13 protein-coding genes are annotated in these 16,641 nt (G+C 74.2%); 8 read left to right on the forward strand and 5 right to left on the reverse strand.

All coding sequences use genetic code 11. The features are described 5' to 3' along the window. From J2S55_RS00005 to J2S55_RS00025, 5 genes are all read left to right on the forward strand, one after another. Positions 1 to 545: DALR anticodon-binding domain-containing protein (locus J2S55_RS00005; protein WP_306856368.1), on the forward strand; the 545-nt coding region annotated here is incomplete at its 5' end. 33 nt (positions 546 to 578) lie between these two features. Further along, positions 579 to 1,391, forward strand: a complete 813-nt coding sequence (locus tag J2S55_RS00010) for a neutral zinc metallopeptidase (protein WP_306856370.1) — start codon at positions 579 to 581, stop codon at positions 1,389 to 1,391. A gap of 140 nt (positions 1,392 to 1,531) precedes the next feature. Continuing rightward, positions 1,532 to 2,914 (forward strand): diaminopimelate decarboxylase, encoded by a 1,383-nt coding sequence (gene lysA / locus J2S55_RS00015; RefSeq protein ID WP_306856372.1) that lies wholly within the window; start codon positions 1,532 to 1,534, stop codon positions 2,912 to 2,914. 85 nt (positions 2,915 to 2,999) lie between these two features. Further along, positions 3,000 to 4,292: a homoserine dehydrogenase gene (locus tag J2S55_RS00020; protein WP_306856374.1), complete on the forward strand. Its 1,293-nt coding sequence runs from the start codon at positions 3,000 to 3,002 to the stop codon at positions 4,290 to 4,292. A 172-nt stretch (positions 4,293 to 4,464) separates the two neighbouring features. After that, positions 4,465 to 5,289 (forward strand): polysaccharide deacetylase family protein, encoded by an 825-nt coding sequence (locus J2S55_RS00025; protein ID WP_306856375.1) that lies wholly within the window; start codon positions 4,465 to 4,467, stop codon positions 5,287 to 5,289. Positions 5,290 to 5,331: 42 nt separating this feature from the next. On the opposite strand, the gene J2S55_RS00030 is transcribed toward J2S55_RS00025, so the two are convergent. The 4 genes from J2S55_RS00030 to J2S55_RS00045 form a co-directional block, all read right to left on the reverse strand. Next, on the reverse strand, positions 5,332 to 7,035 hold the full coding sequence (locus J2S55_RS00030; RefSeq protein ID WP_306856376.1) for a glycosyltransferase family 2 protein: 1,704 nt from the start codon (positions 7,033 to 7,035) through the stop codon (positions 5,332 to 5,334). Further along, entirely contained in the window at positions 7,032 to 8,954 is a 1,923-nt protein-coding gene (locus J2S55_RS00035) for a glycosyltransferase (protein WP_306856378.1), read from the reverse strand. Before J2S55_RS00035 ends, J2S55_RS00030 begins: the two co-directional genes overlap by 4 nt. Then, a complete protein-coding gene (locus J2S55_RS00040) occupies positions 8,954 to 10,534 on the reverse strand; it encodes a glycosyltransferase family 2 protein (protein ID WP_306856380.1) in 1,581 nt (526 codons plus the stop codon). The genes J2S55_RS00035 and J2S55_RS00040 overlap by 1 nt, the downstream gene beginning before the upstream one ends. A gap of 215 nt (positions 10,535 to 10,749) precedes the next feature. After that, the gene (locus tag J2S55_RS00045; RefSeq protein WP_306856381.1) at positions 10,750 to 11,223 is read right to left on the reverse strand and encodes a hypothetical protein; all 474 of its coding nucleotides are present in this window, start codon (positions 11,221 to 11,223) and stop codon (positions 10,750 to 10,752) included. Positions 11,224 to 11,434: 211 nt separating this feature from the next. Here J2S55_RS00045 and J2S55_RS00050 point away from each other — a divergent pair, with 211 nt between their 5' ends. Continuing rightward, entirely contained in the window at positions 11,435 to 12,610 is a 1,176-nt protein-coding gene (locus tag J2S55_RS00050) for a glycosyltransferase family 2 protein (protein ID WP_306856382.1), read from the forward strand. Then, positions 12,607 to 14,325 (forward strand): glycosyltransferase family 2 protein, encoded by a 1,719-nt coding sequence (locus J2S55_RS00055; protein WP_306856383.1) that lies wholly within the window; start codon positions 12,607 to 12,609, stop codon positions 14,323 to 14,325. Before J2S55_RS00050 ends, J2S55_RS00055 begins: the two co-directional genes overlap by 4 nt. Positions 14,326 to 14,423: 98 nt before the next feature. Here the strand turns inward: J2S55_RS00055 and J2S55_RS00060 are convergent, their stop codons facing one another. Beyond that, complete coding sequence (locus tag J2S55_RS00060; protein WP_306856384.1) at positions 14,424 to 15,221, reverse strand: SAM-dependent methyltransferase; 798 nt, start codon at positions 15,219 to 15,221, stop codon at positions 14,424 to 14,426. 91 nt (positions 15,222 to 15,312) lie between these two features. Between J2S55_RS00060 and J2S55_RS00065 the strand changes: the two genes are divergently transcribed. After that, positions 15,313 to 16,638, forward strand: coding sequence for an MFS transporter (locus J2S55_RS00065; protein ID WP_306856385.1), 1,326 nt, complete (start codon positions 15,313 to 15,315; stop codon positions 16,636 to 16,638). Positions 16,639 to 16,641: the final 3 nt, after the last annotated feature.

Here is a 16,641-nt window from a genome sequence, read left to right on the forward strand (position 1 = left end):
CCGGGGAGATGGCGGCGCGGCTGCGCGCACTGCCGGGGATCGCCGACGTCCGGGTGCGGGGCGACGGCTTCCTGGAGATCGCGGTGACCGTGCCGGGGGAGCTCGTGGCGGAGATCGGCCCGGCCGCCGCCCCGGCCGGGGGCGCGTCGCCGTGGACCGACTCGCCGAGGACGTGGAGCAACCCCGGGTTCGTCGTGAGATACGCGCACGTGCGGGCGGTCGCCGTACAGCGCTGGGCGGCGGAGCTGGGGGTCGGCGGGGAGTTCCGGCCGGAGCTGCTCGACGGCCGGTGGGACCGGGCGGTGCTCAGGTCGCTGGCCGAGGTGCACGGCAGGCGGGTGAGCCGGGACCCCGGCTGGGCGGCCTACGCCGAGCAGCTCGCCCTGGCCTACCACGACGCCTTCGAGCGGGCTCCGGCGCTGCCCGCGGGCGACGAGCAGCCGTCGGCCCGGCACGCCGCCCGGGTACGGCAGGCCCGGGCCGTGCGGGACGTGCTGGCCGAGGGACTGGCGGCGCTGGGCGAGACGGCGCCCGACATGCTGTGATAAACCCTCCAAGAACAGATCTTGGGAGGACGGGTGAACGGTCCGCGGGACTGGCCGGCGGGCGGCCCGCGGCGCCGCGGCGCGATCCGGCGGACGCTGCCGGCCGCGCTCGCCTTCGCGATCATCCTCGGCGGGCTCGCCTATCTCGGCGGCGACCTCCAGGCGCTGATCGGGACCGCGCCGGGCTCGCCCCGCTCGGCCGCGGCCACGCACCGCCTCTACGAGGAGAGCGGCCCGGTCGACGGCCGCTGCGACACGCTGCCCCCGGACCCGGACGCCGACGTCGGCAGGACGCTGCGGGCGCTCTCGCGGTGCCTGGACCGCATGTGGGCCGCCACCCTCGCCGAGGCCGATCTCGACTACGCGCGCCCCGGCGAGGTGCGGCTGGTCGACCGTCCGCGGGAGGCGGCGTGCGGGACCGACGACCACGGCTGGGCCGGGATCTACTGTCCCGAGGGACGCGTGGTCAACGTGCTGGTCGAGGAGGGCCGGGCCTTCCCGATGATGTTCACCCTCGCGCACGAGTACGCCCACCATGTCCAGGAGATCAGCGGCATCGCCGACCGGCGGGGGTCGGAGGTCTTCGACGAGGCGTGGTCCCGGCGTCTCGAACTGCAGGCCGACTGCCTGGCCGCGGCGGCGCTGCGGACCGTCGGGCCGATCCTGCTGCGCGAGCAGCGACGGTGGCTGGCACGGGGCGGTGAGGAGGCGGACGGGCGGCAGGCGGAGTCCCGGGAGTCGCACGGCTCGGGCGCGAGCAGCGCCGCGTGGATGCTGCGCGGGCAGAAGGAGGGCACGGTGCGGGCGTGCAACACCTGGAGCGCTCCCGCGGACCAGGTCTCCTAGCGGTTAGATCGCCACAAAACGTAAAAATATGTGGCCTAAGTTATTAATGGCACTAAAAATTTGCGTCTTTCCGGTCGATCGTGTCTCGCCAGATGGGCACTCGTCCCACAGGGATCACCGCGTCCGATAGCCTCGATCGGGTGAGTCGATTCGCCCACCCCGCCGGTGACCGGCACGCCGAAGTGCTGCCCGAGGAGCGCCCTCCGCACGCACCTGCCGACCTGAACACGCTCGACCCGACGATCTGGCCGCGAACGTCGAGCCGCGTCGACGGCTCGGTCACGATCGGCGGCGCGGATGTCAGGGACCTGGTCAAGGAGCACGGCAGCCCTCTCTACGTGGTGGACGAGGAAGACTTCCGCTCCCGGTGCCGCGACTACCGCGAGGCGTTCGCCGGCGGCGAGGTCCACTACGCCGGCAAGGCGTTCCTGTGCCGCGAGGTCGCCCGCTGGGTCATGCAGGAGGGCCTCGGCCTCGACGTGTGCAGCGCGGGCGAGCTCGCCGTCGCGCTGAGCGTCGGATTCCCGCCCGAGCGGATCACGATGCACGGCAACAACAAGTCCCTCGCCGAGCTGGAGAAGGCCGTCGAGGCCGGGGTCGGGCACATCGTGGCCGACTCCTTCGAGGAGATCGCCCGGCTGGGCTTCCTCGCCGACAAGCACGGCAGGCGCCCCCGGGTCATGATCCGGGTGACCGTGGGCGTGGAGGCGCACACCCACGAGTTCATCGCCACCGCCCACGACGACCAGAAGTTCGGCTTCTCGCTGAGCAGCGGCGCCGCGGCCGAGGCGGCCCGGCGCATCCTCGCCCTGCCCCAGCTCGAACTCGTCGGTCTGCACTCCCACATCGGTTCCCAGATCACCGACACCGCCGGTTTCGAGGTGGCCGCGCGCCGCCTGGCCACCCTGCTGGTGCAGATCAAGCAGGAGCACGGCGTCGTCCTGCCCGAGCTCGACCTCGGCGGCGGCTACGGCATCCCCTACGTCGAGGGCGACACCGCGCCCGACGTCAAGGAGATCGCCGACAGCCTGCGGGAGATCGTCACCAAGGTGGCCGAGAGCGCGGGCCTGCCGGTGCCCAGGCTCACCGTCGAGCCGGGCCGCTCCATCGCCGGGCGCGCGGGCGCGACCCTCTACGAGGTCGGCACGGTCAAGGACGTCGAGGGGTTGCGGACCTACGTCAGCGTCGACGGCGGCATGAGCGACAACATCCGCACCGCCCTCTACGGCGCGGACTACACCGCGCGCCTGGCCTCCCGCGAGAGCGCCGCCGAGCCGATGCTCTCGCGCCTGGTCGGCAAGCACTGCGAGAGCGGCGACATGGTGGTCCGTGACCTGTGGCTGCCCCGGGACCTGGCGCCCGGCGACCTGATCGCCGTCGCGGGCACCGGCGCCTACTGCCGCTCGCTCGCCAACAACTACAACTACCTCCCCAAGCCCGCCGTGGTCGCGGTGAAGGACGGCGTGTCCCGCGTGATCGTCCGCCGGGAGACCGAGGACGACCTGCTGAGAGGACAGCTTTGAAACGACCCGAAGCGGCGGGCCGCCCGGTGGGCCGCGCGGCCGAGCAAATCATGCGTGAAGTGAACGAGAAGGGGAGTGCGGGCAGATGGCACTGAAAGTCGCTCTCCTCGGATGCGGTGTCGTCGGCTCCCAGGTGATCCGGCTGATGCACGAGCAGGCCGACGACCTCGCCGCGCGCGTCGGGGCCCCGCTGGAGCTCGCCGGCGTCGCCGTGCGGCGGCTGGGCCGCAAGCGCGACGCCGACGTGGACCCGGCCCTGCTCACCACCGACGCCGAAGCGCTCGTCACCCGCGACGACGTGGACATCGTCGTCGAGGTGATCGGCGGCATCGAACCCGCCAGGACGCTCATCCTGGCCGCCATGAACAGCGGCAAGTCGGTCGTCACCGCCAACAAGGCGCTGCTCGCCGAGGACGGCGCGACCATCCACGCCGCGGCCCGGGCCAACGGCGCCGACCTCTACTTCGAGGCGGCCGTCGCGGGCGCAATCCCGCTGATCCGGCCGCTGCGCGAGTCGCTGGCCGGCGACCACGTGCACCGCGTGCTCGGCATCGTCAACGGCACCACCAACTACATCCTCGACAAGATGGACTCCAGCGGCGCGTCGTTCTCCGACGCGCTGGAGGAGGCCCAGACCCTGGGATACGCCGAGGCCGACCCCACGGCCGACGTGGAGGGCTTCGACGCCGCCGCCAAGGCCGCGATCCTCGCCGGGATCGCCTTCCACAGCCGCGTGACGGCCGCCGACGTGCACCGCGAGGGCATCACCGAGATCACCGCCACCGACGTGGCCAGTGCCAAGGCGATGGGCTACGTCATCAAGCTGCTGGCGATCTGCGCCCGCTCCGACGACGGCCGCTCCTTCGGCGTCCGGGTCCACCCGGCGATGATCCCCCGGACACACCCGCTGGCCGGGGTCCGGGAGGCCTACAACGCGGTCTTCGTGGAGGCCCGCTCCGCGGGGCAGCTCATGTTCTACGGCGCGGGCGCCGGCGGCGCCCCGACGGCGAGCGCGGTGCTGGGTGACATCGTGGCGGTGGCCCGCAACCTGCTGGCCGGCACGCGGGGCCCGGAGGAGTCCACCTACGCCGAGCTGGCCGTGCACCCGATGGGCGAGACCGTCACGCGCTACCACGTCTCCCTGGACGTCGCCGACAAGCCGGGCGTGCTCGCCCGCGTCGCCGACATGTTCGCCAAGCAGGACGTGTCCATCCAGACCGTCCGCCAGGAGGGGCACGGCGACGACGCCCAGCTCGTCCTGGTCACGCACCGGGCCAGTGACGCGGCGCTGTCGGCCACCATCGACGGCCTGCGCGAGATGGACATCGTCCGCGATGTGGTGAGCGTCATGCGGGTCGAGGGCGAGGACGCCCCCTAGGAGGGCTCACCGGCCGAGGGCCGCCCCCGGCGAGGGGGCGGCCCTCGGCCCCGGCCCGCCCACGTGTCCCGGGCGTGTCGGTGAGTGTTCGGTAACGGATGATCCGACGGGCCCCGCGGGCTTGTAGGGTGCTTCTCTCTGCCCTGGCCCGTCACCGGAAGGACCGCCCACCGTGAAGATCGTTCGTTGGGCGGGAGCACCGGCGGCGGCCGTCCTGGCCGTCCTGGCATCCCTGACGGTCCTGGCGCCGCTCGCCCAGGCCGACAGCGGCGCCGGGCGCCCGGCCAAGGTCACGACGGTCGTCTCGCTCACCTTCGACGACGGAGACGTCACCCACACGGCGGCGGCCCGCATGCTGGAGCGGCGGGGCATGCGAGGAACGTTCTACGTCAACACCGAGACCATCGGGGGCGACGCCAAGCTGGACCGCCGCGCCCTCGCCGCCATCGCCAGGGCGGGGCACGAGATCGGCGGCCACACGCTGACCCACATCCGGCTCACCCAGCTGACCCGGAGCGAGCAGCGCACGCAGATCTGCGACGACCGCCGGACGCTGATCGCCTGGGGCTACCGGCCCACCACCCTGGCCTACCCGTTCGGCTCGGTCGACTCCGACGCCAAGGCGGTGGCCCGGCAGTGCGGTTACGACGCGGCCCGCAGGGTGGGCGGGCTCAAGGAGTGGGGCTGCCCCGGCTGCCCGGCCGGCGAGGAGCCGCGTCCCAGGGACCGCTACGAGATCCGCACGCCGGGCTCGATCCGTGAGGACACGCTGCTGCGGCAGATGCGGCAGCAGGTCCTCAACGCCGAGAAGACCGGCGGCGGGCTCGTCCCCCTGGTGTTCCACCGGGTCTGCGCGGGCTGCGGCGTCTACTCGGTCTCCCCCGAGACCCTGGACGACTTCCTCGGCTGGCTGGCGGGCCGTAAGGCCCACGGCACGGTCGTCAGGACCATGCACGACGCCGTCGGCGCCCGCTACCGGCCCATGCCCCGCAACTAGCCCGCCCGGTCCCCGGAGCCGCCCAGCCGGTCCGCGCGGTGGCTACCGGGCGCCCTCCACGAGCCCGCGGAGGCGGCGGGCGGCGCGGCCGAGGAGGGAGCGTTTCTGCGCCTGGCGCAGCGCGACGGCCTCCAGCCGGCGCTGCTCGGCCTTCTCCTTCCACCTCGCGGTGTCGCGGGTGCCCTTGGCCGCCGAGGCGCGCAGCTCCTTCAGCTCGGCCTTGAGCGCCGCGACCTGCCGCTGGGCACGCTCGGCCTCCCGCCTGCGCGACTCGGCCTCCGCGCGCCAGCGCACGGCCTCCCGGTTGCGGTCCGAGGCCCAGTGGGGGTAGGCCCGCGCCGCCGGCCGCAGCCGCCACGACTCGGCGTCCAGCCAGGTGGCGCCGTACAGGTCGGCGATCACGTCGTCCAGGGACTCGCCGTCGCGGACGACGCGCAGCGCCCGCGCGACGGCGGAGGTCCGCTCCAGGCGGGCGGCCACGACGCCCGACGCGTCCTCCTCCAGCGCCACGAGCAGCAGGCCCTCGTCGTCCTTGTCGGCCTGTCCGACCAGCATGGCCAGCGACTCCGCCCCGGGCACCCATCCGGCCGGGCAGGTGAGGCGGAACGGCGCGGGGAAGGAGGTCGCGGGGGCCCGCTCGGCGAACGAGACGCGGCCCTCGTGGGCGTACTGCGCGCGCAGCAGCCGCAGATCGAGCAGCGGGTCGTCCAGCGGCGCGCGGCGCCCGCCGGTCAGCGACGCCCACGGGCCGGTCAGGGTGACGTGCACGTCGGGCAGGGTGCTGGCCAGCGCCCCGTCCACGCTCGCCCGGACGTCCTCGAAGGAGGCGTCCCGGGCGTCCACCACGACGTCGACGTAGGGGACCAGCCACTGGCGCCCCGCGTCGGTGCGCAGGTTGCGCCGGTAGGGCACGCGGTCGGCGATGAAGGGGTCGTTGTGCCGTCTGACCTCACCGGCCCTGCGCATCGCCGTCGTCGTGCCCAGGTGCCAGCCGAGCGCCTCGGCGTCCGGGACGAACACCGCGCCCGTCTGGGTGAGGCGGTAGCCGAGCTCGGTGTCCTCGCCGAGCGTCAGGGAGGTGTCCAGGCCCCCGGCGGCCTTCAGCAGGGCCGCCGGCAGCGAGACCGTCGCGCCGACGTGGACGCGGTGCAGCAGCGGGCTGGGCGCGTCGCGGAAGCCGCGGTGGGCGGCGACGAGCTCGTCGATCCAGCCGTGCCGGTGGTCGGGGTCCGCCTCGAAAAGGGTGTCGGCCCTGTCCTTGGCGACGGCGATCTGGACCTCGGCCGCGGTGGGCGGCGTGCCCGCCATGGCGGTGAAGCGCAGCGTCCCCAGCACCACCAGGTAGTCGGCCAGGTGGTGCCAGCGCATGTGCGTCTCCACGTGGTCGCGGTAGGAGACGATGTCGGCGTCCATCCGGTGGATCACCTCGCCGCCGGCGGCCGCCGTACCGGCCTCCAGCGCAGAGGCGATGCCCCAGCGGCCCTCGGGCACCCGCAGGAGCCTGGTGTTGTCCGGGACGATCTCGGGCAGCCGGAGCGGCGGCGCGCTGCCGTCGTCCACGACGATCACTTCGAGCAGGTGCGCGGGGTAGGTCTGGACGGCGAGGGCGGCCAGCGTGAGGTCGAGCTTGTCCTGCTGCGCCCTGGCGGGGATCACCACGCTCACCGGCAGCCGCGGCTCCCACGTCCCGGGGGCGGGCGGGCCGAGCACCCCGTAGTCGTTGCCCGGGATCCGCGGCGCGCTCACACCTCCTCCGCGGGCAGTTCCATGAGCGCGCTGGGCCGGAAGCCGCGCCACTGGCGTTTGTTGCGCCGCAGGAACGTGCCGATCGGCTCGCGCCAGGTGTGGTTGGCGACGTTGCCGCGCCGCAGGATGTAGCCCAGGCCCTGGGTGCGGTAGATCTGCCCGCCGGCGGCCTGCACGGCGTGCTGGAACTGGGCGTCGATCGTGCCCGGCAGCGTGCGGAAGCCGCCCACGGCCTCGAAGGCGGAGCGCTCGGCGAAGATGGTCCCTCCGGCGATGAAGTTGGTGATCTGCTCGGTCACCTGTTCGCGGTGGACGGTCACCCCGATCGCCGCCAGATAGACGAACTCCGGGACCATGCCCACGACGTCGGCCCCCGAGTAGGAGTGGGCCAGCAGCAGGTCGGAGACGAAGTCGGGCCCGTACCAGTCGTCGTCGTCCATCTTCAGCAGGAACGAGCCCGAGGCCCTGGCCGCGGCCTCGTTCAGCACGGCTCCGAAGACGGTCTCCCGGCCGGCCTCGAACACGGTGATCGGCTGCTCGTAGGAGGCCAGCGCCCCCGCCACGTCGGGGTGCCCGGCGGGGATCCCGTGCAGGGCGAGGATCACCTCGAACTCGGCGCCGCGCTGCCTGGCCATCTGCTCCAGCGCGAAGCGCACCATCTCCGGCCGGCGGGTGGCCAGCAGCACCGAGGTCAGCGGCGCGGGCGCGGTGGGGGCGCCCAGCTGCTCCCAGCGGGTGCGGACGCCGTGGGTGCGCAGCGCCTCGCGGCGGAGCCGGATGCTGTGCTCCTCCCGCTCCAGGTCGTCCTGGAGGGTGGCCTCGTCGGCCGAGGTGATCAGCCTGGTCAGCTCGGGGCCCAGGGCGCCCGCCCAGCGGGGCACGGTGCCGCAGATCAGCGGCACCCCGGCCGCGGCCAGTCCGGTGACGACCCGGAGCGCGGCCACCGGGCCGCTGTGGCTGCGCCGCCAGTCCACGCGCACCCCCCTGACCTGCCTGATCCGGCTGACGTCCACGTCGGTGACGCAGCCGGAGGCGCCGAAGGCGGTGAGCGTGCGGCCCTCGCAGATGACCGACCAGCGGCCGGACTCCACCGACAGCTCGGCCATGCCGAGCGACGGCACCGTGATGAAGCCCATGGGGTTGACCGAGCGGTCGTCGACCGGCGGGATGGCCCGGGGCTCGGACAGGTCCCCGAGGTCGCTCCCCAGGACCCTGGCCCCGCCGGGGCGGCCGATCCGCTCCCAGCTCATCAGCTCGGCGACCGGGCGGTCCACCGGGGTCTCGTCGCCGGACCAGGGCGGCGGATCCTGGCCGGTGGTGCGCAGGACCAGGTCGCCGCCGCGGGCGCCGAACCGGTCGGGGACCGGGCCGGTCACGCCGGCCGGGGCCGCGTTGGGGTCGCCGGGTCGCCAGTGCGCCGCGCCGGGGCCCGCCAGGCCCGCCACGGGCGCCGCGACGGCGTCCATCCGGTGCCCGGCGAACGCCCTGGCGGTCGCGGCGAGCGTACGGCCGGCGGGCGTGGGCTTGGAGAAGCCCGCCTCCACCACCCACGCGGGCCGCCTGGGCTGGTGCACGCGCAGCTCGGTCAGCGACCGCCAGCGGTGCGCGGGCGTGGGGGACAGCACCGGCGCGGTGTACCAGTGGGGCGTCTCCTCCACGGCGACGACGACCCGCGTGGCCATGGGCAGCAGGGACTGCAGGGTCGCGGCCCTGCGCAGGTCGGTCGGCGTCCGGGCGAGCACCAGGATCTCGGCGGCGCCCTCCTCGGCCCGCGGGGCGTCACCGAGGTCGCCGTCGAGGTCGATCGGCCCGTACGGCTCCAGCCCGTCGAGCGTCTCGAAGCCCGCGCAGTAGACGAGGACACGCCGTTTGCCGTTGCGCTCGCCCGCGGCGCGGACGAGATCGGTCAGAAGAGACATCAGCCGGCCTTCCCCTGCCGCATGGCCGTCGCGATGATCTCGCGCAGGGGACCGCGCTGCGGACCTTCCGCCGACTGCCTGAGCTCGGCCCGCAGGCGCTCGGTCTCGGCGCGGAGGTCGGCCACCTCGCCCTCCAGGCGTTCCGCCTCGCGTTTCCACCGGGCCGCGCCGGCCCGCCACTTGGCGGGATCGCCGCCGAGGGGCTCCGCCTCGCCGGCGGTCGTGACGCCGAAATCGTCGGCGCTCACCCAGAACGAGCCGAACAGCTCGTGCACCAGGCCGTCGGGGTCGTCGGGGCCGTCGGGGGCGCCGACCAGCGCGGCCCTGGCGAAAGCGGCGGTGCGCTCCAGCCTGACCGCCCTGACCTCGGTCCCCGTCCCGTCCGCCCGGTCCGGCCCGTCCGCCTCGTCCGGTTCACCTGCTCCGTCGAGCACCGCGCTCAGCAGGCCGTACCCCTCGCCCTCGGCGAGCTTCAGCAGCTCGGTCAGGCTGTCGGCGCCGAGCGCCCACCCGGCGGGGAGGGTGAGGCGGAACGGCGCGGGCGCGGAGCTGCGGGGCGTCTCCTCGGTGAAGGAGACACGCGGCTCGTAGGCGTAGAGGTTGCGTACCAGCCGCATGTCGAGCAGCGGCTCGTCCAGGGAGGAGCGGCGCCCGCCGGGGAGCGCGGCCCACGGCCCGACCACGGTGACGGCCACGTCGACGAGGGTGCCCGCCAGCGCGGAGTCCACGCTCGCCCGGACGTCCTCGTAGGAGGCGCCGCGGGCGTCGACGACGACGTGCACGTACGGCACCAGCCAGTTCCTGCGCGGGTGGGTGCGCAGCCAGCGCAGGTCGGGGATGAGATCGGGCAGGACCGACCAGTTGTGCCGGTGCACCTCCCGCTCGCGGAGCATGACGGTGGACGGGCCGAGATGCCAGCCGCGCGCCTGGGGGTCGGGGATGAAGACCGCGCCCGCCTGGGCGAGACGGAAGCCGAGGTCGGTGTCCTCGCCCATGTTCAGCGCGGTGTTCACCCCGCCGACCGAGCGCAGGAGCGCCACGGGGACCGAGGTGGTGGCCCCCGAGTGCAGGCGGTAGGCCGCCGCGCCCGCGTCCCGCAGCCACCTGGTCTCCTCCAGCAGGTCCGCCCGCCACGCGTGCGGAGCCGACCCCTCGAACAGCCCCCCGGCGTCCCCGGCCGTCACGGCCGCGAAGATCTCCCGGGCGAGGGGGGCGACGCCCTCGGGGGTGAAGCGGACGTCGCCGAGCACCACGGCGTAGGAGGCGAGGTGGTGCCAGCGCATGTGCGCCTCGACGTGCTCCCGGTCGAGGATCATGTCGGAGTCGACCCAGTGCAGGACGTCGCCGGCCGCCGCGGCAGCGCCGGTCTGGCGGGCCCAGCCGCGTCCCCAGCGGCCGTCGGGCACCCGGACGAGCCGGGTGTTGGCCGGGGCGAGCCCGGGGATCCGCAGCGGCGGGTCGCTGCCGTCGTCGGCGACGATCACCTCCATCAGGTGCGCCGGGTAGCTCTGCGCGGCCAGCCCGGCGAGCGTGCGGTCCAGGGCCTCCTGGCAGTCGTGCGCCGGGATCACCACGCTCACCCTGAGACGGGGCTCCCATCCGCCCGGGGCGGGCGGCCGCAGCGGTCCGTAGTCGTTGTGCCTGATCCTGGCGGTCGGGACGGCGGTCCGGCCGTCCGGGAGAGGCGCGGACGGGGGATGGTGTGGGAGGGGTGCGGACGGGGCGTCGTCCGGGAGAGGCACGGACGGGGCGTGGGGTGGGAGAGAGGATCCGGGACCGGTGCGGCCGGCCCCGCTCATGCCGCTCCCTCTGGCCGGCCCTGTCCGGTCCTGGCCTCCACGGCGGCCAGGCGTGGCAGCAGCTCGTGGACCATCTCCTCCACCTCCGTGCGCCGGGGCATGGCGGCCAGCCGGTCCTCGCCGAGGGAGACCAGGATCGCCTGCAGATCCTCGTCGCGCCGGTGCCCGTGCTCCCTGAGCAGCTCGACCATCTCCGCCAGCCGCCGGTCCAGCCGTTCCGTGGCGGCCTTGACCTGGGCCAGCTCCGCTTCGTAGCGCTTGGCCCGGTTGTCGATGCGCAGGGCCTTGCCGTCGACCCTGCGGACGGTCGCGACCGCGAGGACCTGGGCGGCGAGCACCGTCGCGATCGCGCCGAGCACGACGGCCGCCGTCACCGAGACGGCGTCGACGGCCACGAGCAGGGCCAGCCCGACCAGGAGCAGTGAGCCGGCGATCGCCGCCAGAAGCGTCAGTTTTCGGGGCGTGGGCATCCGCGCGTACCTTTCCTACCGCTCTGTCTGTTGCCTGTCATTGGGGAAGGTAATTGAGGCTAACCCCTTCTCAAGTGCAAATATGTCGATAAATGGGAAATTAAGAGGTTCTCGTGACCTGTGTGACTTCTGTGAGTCATTGTCAGCGAGCGACCATGTCAAGTCCGGAGTGCGGTGAGAAGCGATCTTCCGGCCTCGCTATCCTTCGCTGGTGCCCGCGCAGTCGACCTCCCCCTCCTCGGCTCTCTCACCTCCCACTCCTTCCTCCTCGCCAACCCCCGCCGCCGCCTCCCCGCCCCTCCCCGCGACCCCCGCCGGCTTCCTGCGGTCGGCGGCGGAGGGGACGGCCGAGCTGTCATGGTCCGGTCAGGGATGGACGGCCGCCGGCGAGCCGCTCGGTGACCGGCCGGACGCCGCCGAGGTCGCCCGCCTCAGGCCCCTGCGCGGCCTGACCGTCCGGTGGCCCTCCCGCGAGGTCCCGGCCGGCGCGGTCACCGGCCTGGCCGCCGCGGGGGTGCCGATGCACGCCGCCGCCTCGCCGGCCTGGGTGGACCCCGGGCTGGCCCGGCTGCTCGCGGACTGGACGCCCGAGGAGGACCGCGGCGGGGTGCGCTCGGTGACCGCCCTGCGCCGGGAGGAGCACAGCGTGCGGCTGCGCCGCCACGGCCTGCGGGAGCGGGGCGGGACGGCCACCCCGAAGGTCAGCGTGGTGATGTCCAGCATGCGCCCGCACCTGCTGGGCTCCGCGCTCGCCCAGATCGCCCGGCAGCGGCGGGTCGAGGTCGAGGTGCTGCTGGCCCTGCACGGCGTCCCCGCCGCCCACGAGGCGGTACGGCGGGCGCTGGGGGAGTCCGGCCTGCCGGTCACCGTGATCGAGGCGGACGCGGCGACCCCGTTCGGGGAGGTACTCGACCTGGCCGCCTCCAGGGCGAGCGGGGAGTATGTCGCCAAGTGGGACGACGACGACTGGTACGGCCCCGAACACCTGGCCGACCTTCTCCTCGCGAGGTCCTACTCCGGCGCCGACATCGTCGGTTCCGCGGCCGAGTTCTTCTACCTGGAGCCGCTGAAGGCCACCGTCCGCCGCACCGACTACACCAGCGAGATCTGGTCCGATCACGTGGCCGGCGGCACGATCCTGCTCGACCGGGCCGGATACACCGAGCTGGGCGGCTTCCCCGCCCTGCCCCGCGGGGTGGACGCCGGGTTCCTCAAGGCCGCCCACGCCGCGGGGGCGCGCATCTACCGCACCCACGGCCTCGGCTACGTGCTGCGGCGCTCGCTGAGCGCCGAGCACACCTGGCGGCTCTCGCTCGCCCACTTCCTGCGCGTCGCGACGTACCAGTGGCGCGGCTTCCGCCCGAGCCTGATCCTGGAAACGCCATGACAGCGCGGATCACCGGTAACGACTACCGGAGCCTCACCCCGCCCGAGCTCGGCGCGTGGACGCCGTCGATGCGGGTCAGCGTCGTCGTGCCCGCCTACGGCGACCAGGACAAGCTCGACCTCGCGCTCGCGGGGCTGGCCGGGCAGACCTACCCCGCCGGCCTGACCGAGGTCATCGTGGTGGACAACGGCAGCGAGCCGCCGCTGCGCCTGCCCGAGCTGAGGCCCGCCGGCACCCGGCTCGTCGTCTGCCCCACCCCCGGACGGGCCCACGCCCGCAACGCCGGGCTCCGCGCCGCCACCGGTGAGGTGATCCACTGGCTCGACTCCGACGTGGTCCTGGACCGCCGCTCGATCGAGGCGCACATGCGCTGGCACCACGCGGCGCCCTACCTCGTGGTGACCGGCCGGCTGCGTTTCACCCCGGCCGAGCTGCCCGCCCCCGAGGCGGTGGCCGCCGCCGGCGACCTGGCCGAGCTGTTCGAACCGGCCGAGCCGCACGCCTGGCTGGTGGACCTGGTCGAGCGGACCGACGGTCTCACCGCCAACCCGCACCGGGCCTTCAGCCTGCACGTGGGCGGCGCCACCTCGGTCAACGCCGCGCTGCTCGCGCAGGCCGGGCCGATGGACACCGAGCTCATCCTCGGCCAGGACACCGAGATGGGCTACCGGCTCGCCCAGGCGGGCGCGGTCTTCGTGCCCGAGCCGCTGGCCCGCGCCTTCCACCTGGGCCCGACCATGCGGATGCGCGACAAGGCGCCGATCGACCGGGTCAGCCACGCGTTCGTCGCCGACCGGATCCCGGCCTACCGCTGGCTCCGCTCCCACCCGGCCCGGCAGTGGAAGGTGCCCTACCTGGAGGTGGTCGTCGAGCCCGCGGGCCGAGCGGGCGGCGCGGTGGACGGGCCCGCGTACGGCTATGACGAGGTCCGCGCCACCGTGGACGCCGTCCTCGCCGGGACCCTGTCCGACGTCGTGGTCACCGTCACCGGCCCCTGGGACCGGGTCCGGGCCGAGGGGCGCGCGCCGCTGAGGAACCCGGACCTGGACCTGGCGCTGATCCTCGGCCACTACGCCCACGAGGGGCGGGTGCGCTTCGCCCTCGACTCCCCCCGGACGGTGCGGACGGCCGCGCCGTACCCGGCGCACGGCGGGGAGGGGCCGGAGGAGGGGGCGGCCCCGCCGTACCGGCTGCGGCTGCCCGCCGGCTGGGTCCCCGGCGAGGACAGCCTCGCGCGCCTGCTCGACCTGGCCGTGGAGGAGGGGTACGGCCTGGTCTCGGTGCTGCTGGCCGAGGACTCCGGCGAGGGGGTCGTCGCGGCCAGGCTGGAGCGCACCGCCGCGTTCGCCCGGGCCGCGGTCGTCCGGCGGCAGGACGAGGACCTCGACGACGCGGTGGAGGACACCTTCGGGGTGCTCTGGGTGGACGGCGAGACCCACGGGTTCGGGACCGAGGCCCGGCCGCTCACCGGCCGCCGCGGCGCCTACCGGGCCAGGGCGGAGGCGCAGGCCGAGATCACCCGTCTCACCAAGGAGAACGAGCGGCTGCGCGCCCAGGTGACCAGGTGGCGTGACGAGGCGGGCCGCTGGCGCAGGAGCGCGGTGGAGCTGCGGCGCGAGGTCGGCGGGCTGCGCAGGGAGCTGGCCGCCGCCCGGAAGATCGTCCAGTACGGCCTGCTCTCGTCCGTCAAGCGGGCGATCACCCGCCGCCGCTGACGGCTCCGGCCGGGCGGGCGGTCACCGGCCGGCGGCGCGGGCTCCGGCCGGGGCGCGGACCGCCCGGCGCGACCGGTCCGCGCCCGCCGGGCGGGCGGTCACCTGTCCCCGGTGACCACGCCGACCCCGCCGAGGAAGTAGGACCCGATCCCCTTGTAGGGGACCACGGCGTCGGGGGCCGGGCGCCACTCGGGGAGGTTGACGATCCCGGGCTCGACCACGTCGAGGCCGTCGAACAGGCGGGTGATCTCCTTGCCCGTCCGGGGGACGAAGGGCGAGGACGCCCGGTCGTACACCTTGGTGACCCCCTCGGCCGCCTCCGGCCTGGCGTCGACCGCGACGTGGGAGAGGATCAGATGGCTGCCGGGCGCCATGGCGCGGCGGAAGGTGGCGATGATGCCCGCGGGGTCGTCCTCGTCGGGGACGAAATGCATGATCGCCAGCATGAGCACAGCCACCGGCTGGTCGAAGTCGATCGCCGCGCGGACGTCCGGGTGTTCCAGGATCTCGCCGGGGCGGCGCACGTCCCCCTGGACGATGGTCACGTTCTCGTTCTTGCCGAGGATCGCCCTGCCGTGGACCAGGACGGTCGGGTCGATGTCGACGTAGACGACCCGGGCGCCCGTGGCGACCTGGTGCACGTTGTTCTGGGTGGGCAGCCCGGCGCCGATGTCGAGGAACTGGCGGATGCCCGAGCGCGCGACGAAGTCGACGGCGCGGCCGAGGAAGGCACGGTTGGACCGGGCGCTGTGGCGGATCTCGGGGACGACGCCGAGGACCTTCTCCGCGGCCTCCCGGTCGGCCGGGAAGTTGTCCTTGCCGCCGAGGTAGTAGTCGTACATACGTGCGACATTCGGAATATGCGTCTGAATACCCTTAGGTATCTGGTCGGTCACGTGCCGCTCCCCGGTGGGATATTTCCGGAATTATCGTGATCATATATAAGAGGCGCTGGAGAACCGGCCCCGGAGCTGACAAGATCGCGCCATGGCCGCCTCCTCCCCGCGCCGCGTCCTGGGCCTGCAGCTCGCCGACGGCATCGGCCGCGGCAACATGTGGGCCTGCCTGTCCATGTCGTTCGTCGCGACCATGGTCATCTCCTTCCTGCCGGCGGCGCAGCCGTACATCCTGGGCGGCGTCCTGGGCGTCGCGGAGGGGGATCAGGGCAAGGCCGTCGGCCTGCTCGGCGTCGCCGCCGAGATCGCGATGATCGCCAGCCTGGCCTGGTACGGCGCGCTGGCCGACCGGTTCGGCCGCCGGCCCGTCGTGGTGGCCGGGTTCGCGCTGTGCGCGCTGGGCGCCGCGCTGTTCCCGTTCGCCGGGAACACGACCGTGCTCGTCGCGCTGCGGGTGGTCTTCGCCCTCGGCGTGGCCGCGCTCAGCGGGATGCTGTCGACGGTGGCCGTCGACTACGTCCGCGACGGTTCCCGGGGCAAGGCCTACGGCCTGGTCGGCCTGTTCAGCGGTCTGGGCGCGATGGTCGCGGTGCTCGCCCTGGTCCGCCTGCCCAAGATCTTCGAGGACCGGGGGATGGCCCCGGTCGACGCCGCCCGCGTCTCGTTCCTGATCGTCGCCGCGGCCGTCCTCGCCGTCGCCGGGCTGATGTGGTTCACCCTGTCCACCGTCCGGGTCGGCGCGGCCGCCGAGCGCGTCCCGCTGGCCCGGCTGGTCAGGGAGGGCGTCGCGCTCGCCCGGGACCCCGGCGTGGCGCTGTCCTACGCGGCGGCGTTCGTCGCCCGCGCCGACCTCGCCGTCGTGGCGGGCTTCATGTCCCTGTGGGTGATCGACTACGCCACCGGCGAGCGCGGCATGTCGGCGGCCGAGGCGCTGGCCCGCGGCGGGGCCGTGGTCGGCATCGCCCAGACCGTGGCCATGGTCGCCGCGCCGCTGTTCGGCTGGCTGGGCGACCGGATGCGGCGCCAGGACGTGCTCATCCTCGCCCAGGCCGTCGCGGCGGTGTCCTACCTGTCCACGCTGCTGATCAGCGACCCGCTCGGCTCCGGCATGATGCTGGTGGCCGTGCTCGTCGGCCTGGGGGAGATCGCCGCGATCACCACCGCCGGCCCGCTGCTGGCCCAGCAGGCCCCCGCCGCCGTGCGCGGCTCCGCCTACGGGGTGCAGACGCTGTGCGGGGCCGTCGGCATCCTCGTGGTCTCCGGCCTCGGCGGTCTGCTCTACGACACCTGGCGGCCCGCCGCCCCGTTCGTGATATCGGGCCTGTCCGGCCTGCTCGTCGTGGCCTTCGGGCTCATGGTGCGGCGGCGCGTGAGGCCCCTGCCCGAGGAGAGCGAGAGCCTGGTCGCGGCCGGCTGACCG

The sequence above is a fragment of the Streptosporangium brasiliense genome (genome assembly GCF_030811595.1).
GTDB lineage: Bacteria > Actinomycetota > Actinomycetes > Streptosporangiales > Streptosporangiaceae > Streptosporangium > Streptosporangium brasiliense.